This window comes from Pseudomonas sp. GW821-FHT01A09 (assembly GCF_058986725.1).
In genome coordinates this window covers 1-559 of record NZ_JBYSWB010000084.1, presented here as the reverse complement: position 1 = coordinate 559, position 559 = coordinate 1, and the positions used below count along the sequence as shown (strand labels likewise).

1 protein-coding gene is annotated in these 559 nt (G+C 62.4%); it reads left to right on the top strand.

The window, feature by feature from the left end; all coding sequences use genetic code 11:
- A partial coding sequence (locus tag AC3WJP_RS29160) for a DUF637 domain-containing protein (RefSeq protein ID WP_493724613.1) occupies window positions 1–559 on the top strand: 559 nt, incomplete at both ends.

Below are 559 nucleotides of genomic sequence, written 5' to 3'. Positions count from 1 at the left end.
TGATCAACCATCGTGGCGACCTCGGGGCAGTATTCAAAGACGTCACGTCCGCAGACGCCATGAAGGGCTACGCGGTTTCTGCTTTGACTGCTGGCTCGTTCGCCTACGCGGATGCCAACTGGTTTGCCGCCGCTGACCAAGCCGGAACCGCTGCTCAAGGTGTTGCGCCGAGCACCGGATCAACGTTACAGGCAACCAACTCGGCCAAGGATGTCTTCACCTGGGCAAACGCCCCCGCCGTCTTGAGTCGCGCCGGAACACGCGCCGCCATCAGTACCGGAATATCCACCGCCATCACCGGCGGCAGTCTGCGCGACAACCTCGTCGCCGCCCTCGCATCGGAAGCTAGCAACATCGCGATGGCCACCGGTTTCAACTGGGTGGGTGACCACGTTCGCTTCCCGGATGGAAGCGCGCAGAAAGTGGCTGCTCACGCCTTGGTGGGCGGCTTGCTGGCAGAGGCCACGGGCAGCGATTTCAAAACCGGCGCTGCAGCGGCGGGCTTGAACGAGCTGCTCGTCAATCAGATGGCGGATGTCGTCGAAGGCAATGCAGATCT